The sequence below is a fragment of the Synechococcus sp. R3-13 genome (assembly GCF_047462195.1).
In the GTDB taxonomy this organism is placed as follows: Bacteria; Cyanobacteriota; Cyanobacteriia; order Thermostichales; family Thermostichaceae; genus Thermostichus.
In genome coordinates this window covers 1-7450 of record NZ_JANSIO010000334.1, presented here as the reverse complement: position 1 = coordinate 7450, position 7450 = coordinate 1, and the positions used below count along the sequence as shown (strand labels likewise).

5 protein-coding genes and 1 pseudogene are annotated in these 7450 nt (G+C 58.0%); 3 read left to right on the top strand and 3 right to left on the bottom strand.

Annotated features, from left to right (window positions below; genetic code table 11):
* Positions 1–177: 177 nt before the first annotated feature.
* Positions 178–992: pseudogene (locus NW856_RS10345) on the bottom strand (bestrophin family protein).
* Positions 993–1331: 339 nt separating this feature from the next.
* On the opposite strand from NW856_RS10345, the gene NW856_RS10340 reads away from it, so the two are divergent.
* Positions 1332–1823 carry a helix-turn-helix domain-containing protein gene (locus NW856_RS10340; protein ID WP_414400153.1) on the top strand — a complete coding sequence of 164 codons (492 nt, stop codon included), beginning with the start codon at positions 1332–1334 and terminating at the stop codon, positions 1821–1823.
* Here the strand turns inward: NW856_RS10340 and NW856_RS10335 are convergent, their stop codons facing one another.
* Both NW856_RS10335 and tatA read right to left on the bottom strand, forming a co-directional pair.
* Entirely contained in the window at positions 1824–2660 is an 837-nt protein-coding gene (locus tag NW856_RS10335; protein ID WP_414400152.1) for an anti-sigma factor domain-containing protein, read from the bottom strand. It abuts the gene before it with no gap.
* Between the two features lie 216 nt (positions 2661–2876).
* Positions 2877–3122, bottom strand: coding sequence for a twin-arginine translocase TatA/TatE family subunit (tatA, locus tag NW856_RS10330; RefSeq protein WP_011433563.1), 246 nt, complete (start codon positions 3120–3122; stop codon positions 2877–2879).
* 194 nt (positions 3123–3316) lie between these two features.
* Between tatA and NW856_RS10325 the strand changes: the two genes are divergently transcribed.
* Together NW856_RS10325 and glgB are read left to right on the top strand one after the other, a co-directional pair.
* Positions 3317–4792 (top strand): dihydrolipoyl dehydrogenase family protein, encoded by a 1476-nt coding sequence (locus NW856_RS10325; RefSeq protein WP_414400150.1) that lies wholly within the window; start codon positions 3317–3319, stop codon positions 4790–4792.
* A gap of 60 nt (positions 4793–4852) precedes the next feature.
* Positions 4853–7144, top strand: coding sequence for a 1,4-alpha-glucan branching protein GlgB (glgB, locus tag NW856_RS10320; RefSeq protein WP_414400148.1), 2292 nt, complete (start codon positions 4853–4855; stop codon positions 7142–7144).
* Positions 7145–7450: the final 306 nt, after the last annotated feature.

The following is a 7450-nucleotide window of genomic DNA, read 5'->3' as shown; positions in this document are numbered from 1 at the left end:
TACCCGTAGGGTCAGCGATGGGAGTATGTCACCAAACCCATCTTGTTCCCTACCCAAGATATAGGGATCCCTTCCTCTCAATCATCGGGTTCGCCCCGGCTATCTCCACTAGGGGTAGGTGCCGGCTGAGGATCTGAAATGGGCAGCTGCCCTGCCATCCAGAACGGCGAGAGTTCCCTAAGTGGAATTGATCAAATCCGCAATATTGTGCTTCATCTTGTTGCAAATGTTATCGAGGGGCAGATCATTGGGATCCCGGCCGAAGGGGTTTTCAATTTCGATGCCGATCTCTTCAACGCCAAACAACATAAAGCTCAGCCATCCCACAATGGGACCGGTCATCCAACCCAAACCTTCCACCATCTGAAACGGCAAAGATAAACAGTAGAGCAATAACAACTGCTTCAAGTGCAGGGCATAAGCCATGGGCATTGGGGTCATGAGAATGCGCTCACAGGCCCCCAGCGCATCCACCATGCTGTTGAGCCGCTCCACCATGATCGTGAGCTGGTAGACCTCAACGCGGCCCTTTTGGTATTGGCGCTGCAGATAATCTCCGATCCAATCCAAAAGGCAATTTGCAAGGGGGGGTGTTTGAGGCTTTGGAGACGTTGCAACTGCTCCGGGCTGAGCAGGGGCTGAATCTCATCCAGCAAAGGTTCCTGGCGCAGGTGCTGCTTCATGGCCATGGCAAAGGCGGGCAATAGATATAGAGTTTGGATCTTCTCTTCCCGGTCGCCGGGCTGCTTTTCTTCAATGGCTACCCAAATCAGGCGGGCCAAATTGCGCACGTCATTCACCACGGATCCCCAGGCTTTCCGCCCCTCCCAAAACCGTTCGTAGGCGGTGTTTGTCCGAAACACCAGCATCAAACCCAAAACGATGTTGGGCACAAACGCCACCAACGACGACAGCGCCAGGGGCAGCCCCAGCTTATACAGAATCGAAACCAGCACTCCGACCAAGCCGCAGGTAAAGGCGCGGGGCAGCACTGCCGGTACAACCGATCCTTGCAACTGCAGGGCCAGTCGAAACCAACGCAGCCCCTCTCCTGCAAGATACCTGCGAAGAACCACAGTGCAGCGTCGGCAAGCTTGCCCTCTGATCCTACAGCCACTCCTACAGCCACGGCCTGCCGCCCTAGAGGGGATCCCTTGCCCGCCTGTCCTGAAAAGCGACAAGGGTGGCCTGTTGGAGATTTTTCAGTTCGAGATTCTGTAAACGTCAAGAGATGCCCAGGCAAACTTCACGAACAACTTCCAAAACCCCAAGTTACTGTGGTAGACTCTCCGCCAGGCAACGAATTCAACGCTGTTCTGCGACGCCCCAACATGGCTGGAGTCCTCAAGCTCGACATTCGGGAATCGGCTGAAGAGCTCAAATCTCTACTTGGCAAGCAGTCCACACCGACCGGCAAGGAGCGGGTTCAAGCTCTTTACCTGCTCAAGATTGGGAAAGTCAAGACGATGACAGGCTTGGCTGAAATTCTGGGGCGGGACATCTCAACGATTTTTCGATGGTTTCAACGCTACAAGGCCAAGGGGCTAGAGGGCATGTTGACGGTGCCCCGCAACCAAGGGCGCAAACCCCTCATCCCCAAGCCGGTTTTGGAAATCCTCAAGCAGGAGCTGCATCAGCCTGGCCGATTCCGTACCTACAGCGACATTCGCGAATGGCTGCGGGAAACCCACGGTGTGGATGCTTCCTACAAAGTTGTGCATGAAACTGTTCGCTACCGTCTCAAGGTGCGCTTGCGGGGATCCCATGCTAAGCGGCGCAAAAGCGGGAGACAAGCCCCCCAGTTATCCCCCAATCTCTCCTGATCATGGCTGGGCGGCAGGGATCCAAAAACTGCTCTGCAGCAGAGGCGGGCCTGTGGGGGATTCGCTCCCTCCTGCCGGTTCGAGGGTGATGAGGAGGCGGGTCGGCTGCTCAGAATGGATGGGTTGACTGAGCCACTGCAGGGATCCTTCCCCGTTGACGGCAAAAGTGCCGGCGTTTTCCAGCAGTCGTCCCCCTCCCTGGATCTCCGACTCCAGCCACAGTTGATAAGTGCTCCCTGGGGGGGCGGGAGCCATCTCCGAGGCCAAGAGCAGCACCTGCTTGGCATGGGGCGACCAGAGGGCTTGCACCAACAGGGGAGTGCTGAAGCTGGGATCCCGCAGCAGGGTTCGCTGCACCTGCGGTTGTCGTTGCCACTCTTGGTAGAGCCGTTGAACTGCCACCGACTCTCCCTCGATGGGGGATCCCCACTGCCAGCGCAGCCGCCAGTAGGCCGCTGTTATGGCCAGCGCGTAGATCCCCAATACCGCCAGGCTGCCCCAGAGAAGACGTTGCGGCCACAGGGGAGCCGAAGTTTGAATGGAGAGGGGGGCAGGTAGCCAAGCCCAACGCCGCAGCCGTTCCCTGGCTTGAAAGGCCGTCAACTCGTAGAGCCACAGGGCCACTGAGCGATCCCGCTGCAGGTCAAAGGCATCGGCGTGTTTCCAGCAGAACTCGAACACCTGCCGCACCACCTCTTCCGCCTGGTGAGGTTGCTTGAGAATGGCCAAGGCAATATCCAGCAGGCGCTTCTGATAGCGATCCTTGAGCAAAAAGTGGCTGCGGCGATCCCGCAGTTGGATCTGGCGCATTAACTGGAAATCGGTCAGCTCAGCCATACACCTCTGGGGCATCCGATGGGCCCATCCAGGCTGATCCTGGCTCAGCCGGTAGCGCCGGGCCGGGAAACTTTCCAGAACTATACACTAGCCCTGGAGCCGGCTCCCTTGCGAGCTGACTTTACTTCTGATCGAAGCCGGCTTGGATCCCCCCTCTCAACAGTTCCGGCAGCAGGCCCCTTGCAGGAGTTGGGATCCCACCCCTCTCCGCGACCCTCAGGCGGCATCCTTCTCCACCACCTTCTCCACCTTTTCCGTGCCGGCAGGCTCGTCATCGCTGCTGGGGTTGTTCATCTCTTGTTTGAAACTCCGCAACGCTTTGCCAAAGGCGCTGCCCAACTCCGGTAGCTTCTTGGGGCCAAACACGACCACCGCGATCACCCCAATCACGGCCAGCTCTGGCAGGCCCATGCCGAAGATGCTCACGGCCAAGATAGGTTCGCTCGGCAGCAGGATAGTCATAAGTCCCCAAAACCTGAAAGGTAGAACAGACGGATCAACCCAGATTCTAAGGGATCCATCCGTCCCACTCTAACAAGTTCTTCTCCCATCCAGAAAGGGATCCTTTGGCAAGGACTTCTCCCAGCCTACCCCCGGCCTACTCAAGACATAGGATGGTGCTATCCCTTGCCCGATGTTTTTGTTCAGAACAAGCCATGCCTGTCTCCTACGATATTGTGGTCATCGGCGCCGGTGCGGCGGGTCTGGTGGTGGCCAGCGCTGCGGCCCAACTGAAGGCCAAGGTGCTGCTGGTGGAAGGCAGCGACCGCTTGGGCGGCGATTGCCTCTGGTATGGCTGTGTGCCCAGCAAAGCCCTTCTTCACGTGGCCCATACCGTCCATCGGATTCGCCAGGCCATGGCTGCCGGTTGGGTGACTCTCCCCGGCCCAGCAGGGATCTCGGTGGATTACCTCAAGGTGTACGAACACATTCGCTCTGCCCAGAGCTACATCGCCAACCACGCCGATTCGCCAGATCGCTTCCGCCAACTGGGGGTGGAACTGGTGTTTGCCAAGGGCCACTTTGTGGATGGGCGCACCTTTGAGGTGGCAGGACGGCAGGTACAGGCGCGGGCTTTTGTCATCGCCACCGGATCCCGTCCTTGGGTTCCCCCCTTGCCAGGCTTGGCCGAGGCGGGCTATCTGACCAACGAATCGATCTTTGACTTGACCCGCTTGCCCAAATCGGTGGCGGTGATAGGGGCGGGGCCGGTAGGCTGCGAGTTAAGCCAAGCTCTGGCCCGTCTGGGATCCGAGGTGACCCTCATTGCCAGCCGCGAGCGCATCTTGCCCAAGGAGGATCCCGAAGCCGCCCAGGTGGTGCAGCAACAGTTGGCCCAAGATGGGATCCGCATCCTCACCCGGGTACGCGCCACAGCAGTCGGCCAAGAGCAGGGGGCAAAGCTGCTTTACCTAAAGGCCAACCCTGGAGCAGGCTCCGCCGCTACAGGTGACCCGGTGATCCGCGCAGAAGCGATTTTGGTGGCCGCCGGTCGGATCCCGAACGTGGAAGGGCTGGGTCTAGAAGCCGCCGGCGTGCAGTACACCCCCCAAGGGATCCAGGTAAATGCCAAGCTGCAAACCCGCAATCCCCGCATCTACGCCTGTGGGGATGTCATCGGCGGGCCGCAATTTACCCATGTGGCGGCCTACGAAGCGGCAGTGGCCTTGGTCAATGCCCTGTTTTTCCCCCTCAGCCAAGCGCGTTATCGCGTCATTCCCTGGGCCATCTTTACCGAGCCGGAGCTGGCCCGTGTGGGCCTCACCGAAAGCGAAGCCCGGCAGCAATACGGCAAGGATGTGGTGGTGCTCAAACAGGAGTTTGCCGATGTGGATCGGGCCCAGGCAGAAGCCGCCCCCCTGGGCTTTGCCAAATTGATCTGTCGGCGCAACGGCCAGATTTTGGGGGCGCACCTGGTGGGATCCCAGGCGGGAGAGCTGATTCATGAAGTGGTTTTGGCCATGAGCCGGCGGCTGCCCGTCTCTGCCCTGACCGGGATCCACATCTACCCCACCCGCTCGGAGGTGAACGCCAAGGCGGCCCTGCAGCACCGCAGGCAACAATTGGCCACCAACCCCCGCCTGCAGAACTTCTTGCAGGGATTCTTTGCCTGGAGGCGGGCCTGGAGCTGACAGCGCAAACTGGGGGTCAGCCACCGCTAGACTAGAATGGTCATTTACTGAGGGTTCCCGATGGGCTTTCTCCTGTCTGCCGAACAAGTGGGTCAGTTTGTTTCCAACCAATGGCAGGATCCCTATGCCGTTTTGGGCCCCCAGCAGATAGAAGAGGCCGGGAAATCCTTTGGGTTGGTGCGCGCCCTTGTGCCCAATGCTCGGCAGGTTTGGCTGGTGGAACGCGCCACCGGACAGGCTTACCCGATGCAGCCGCTGCACCCGGAAACGCTATTCGAGCTGCGCTTTGAGCCGGGAACCCCTCTGCCGGACTATTTTTTGCGGGCCCAACGGGTCTGGGATCCCCAAGGGGAACACTTGGAAGAATGGGAGGATCCCTACCGCTTTCCCTTGGAGAAGGTCAACCACATTGGCGAGCTGGATCGCTACTTGTTCAACGAGGGGAATCACCACCGCATTTACGACAAGCTGGGCGCTCATCCCATCACGGTGGATGGGGTGAAGGGGGTGCATTTCGCCGTCTGGGCTCCCAACGCCCGCAACGTCAGCGTTATCGGCGATTTTAACCACTGGGACGGGCGTCAACACCAGATGAAGCGGCTGGGCGAAAGCGGCATCTGGGCGGTGTTCATCCCCGGCATAGGGCCAGGCGCCATCTACAAGTACGAGGTGAAAACTTCCTGGGGGGATATCTACGAAAAATCGGATCCCTATGGCTTTCAACAGGAGGTGCGCCCCAAAACCGGCTCCATCGTAGCCGACCTCAACACCTACACCTGGCACGACCAAGCCTGGCTGGAAAAACGCGCCGCCACCGATCCCCTGCGCTCGCCGATTTCGGTTTATGAGGTGCATCTGGGATCCTGGATGCACGCCTCGGCTGAAGATCCACCTGCCGAAGGGCAAAGTGTGCTGGTGGACCAAAAGCCCAATACTCGCTTCCTCACCTACCGCGAGCTGGCGGACAAGCTAATCCCCTATGTGAAGGAGCTGGGCTTTACCCACATCGAGCTGTTGCCGGTGGCAGAACACCCCTTCGATGGCTCTTGGGGCTATCAGGTGATTGGCTACTATGCCGTAACATCCCGCTATGGATCCCCGCAAGACTTTATGTATTTTGTCGATCGGGCTCACCAAGCCGGGATCGGCGTGATTGTCGATTGGGTGCCTGGACATTTCCCCAAAGATGGGCATGGGCTGGCTTTTTTCGACGGTACTCACCTGTACGAATACGCCGACCCTCGCAAAGGTGAGCACAAAGGTTGGGGCACTTTGGTTTTTAATTATGGCCGCAACGAGGTGCGCAATTATCTGGTGGCCAATGCCCTTTTTTGGTTCGAGAAATACCACATCGATGGGATCCGGGTGGACGCGGTGGCCTCGATGCTTTATCTGGATTATGACCGCAAAGAGTGGATCCCCAATCCCTACGGCGGGCGGGAACACCTCGAAGCCATCGACTTTTTCCGGCAGCTCAATACCCTCATTTTCAAATACAACCCCGGTGCGCTTTCCATTGCCGAAGAATCTACTGCTTGGCCGATGGTAACTTGGCCAACCCATGTGGGTGGGCTGGGCTTCAACTTGAAGTGGAACATGGGTTGGATGCACGACATGTTGGATTATTTCCACATGGATCCCTGGTTCCGCCAGTTCCATCCCCATTTGGTCACCTTCAGCCTCATGTATGCCTTCAGCGAAAATTACATGCTGGCCTTTTCTCATGATGAGGTGGTGCATGGCAAGAGCCACATGTTGGGCAAAATGCCGGGGGATCATTGGCATAAGTTCGCCAGTCTGCGGGCTTTGTATGGCTACATGTTCACCCACCCTGGCAAGAAAACCTTGTTCATGAGCATGGAGTTTGGCCAGTGGAATGAGTGGAATGTTTGGGCAGATCTGGACTGGGAGCTGCTGCAGTATGAACCCCACGCCAAGTTGCGCCACTATGTGGCCAGCCTGAATCACCTGTTGCGCTCTGAGCCTGCCCTGTATACCCAAGACACCAAGCCAGAAGGGTTCCGCTGGATCGACTGCAGCGATCATCGCGGCATCGTTTCGTTCATCCGCTATGGGGAGGATCCCAGTGAGTGGGTGGTGGTGGTTTGTAACTTCACGCCGGTGGTCTGGCCCAATTACCGCATTGGGGTACCGGAACGAGGTTTTTATCGAGAGCTGCTCAACAGCGATGCTGTGGAGTTTTGGGGCAGCGGGGTAGGCAATTTGGGGGGCAAGTGGACAGACGACTGGGCCTACCACAACTTGCCCTACTCCCTCGAGCTCTGCCTGCCGCAACTTTCTACCTTGGTGCTGAAATGGCAGCCGCCGCAGCCGGTCGAGTCCCAGAATTGACACCCTGCTGGCTTCCTTCCGCCGCACTGGGAGGACGGGTCTGGAGACTTCGTTTTTTGGCCATTTGTAGTCCTTTCAAGCTGGATTGAGACAATCCCCAAGCGCTCCATACCGCTTCCAAGATCACCCCCAGTCCTCTTCCCAGAGGGAGAGGGGAGTTGGGAAGCAATGGGATGGAAATGTTTCATTTCGTTTCATTCTTATTTAAAATGACTGTGGGCGTGGGTGCAGTGTTCTAGTTTGAATCGAAATGACCATAAGGCAGACATAACTGAGTGCTACGGGCAGGTTTTTTCTGAGAGGATT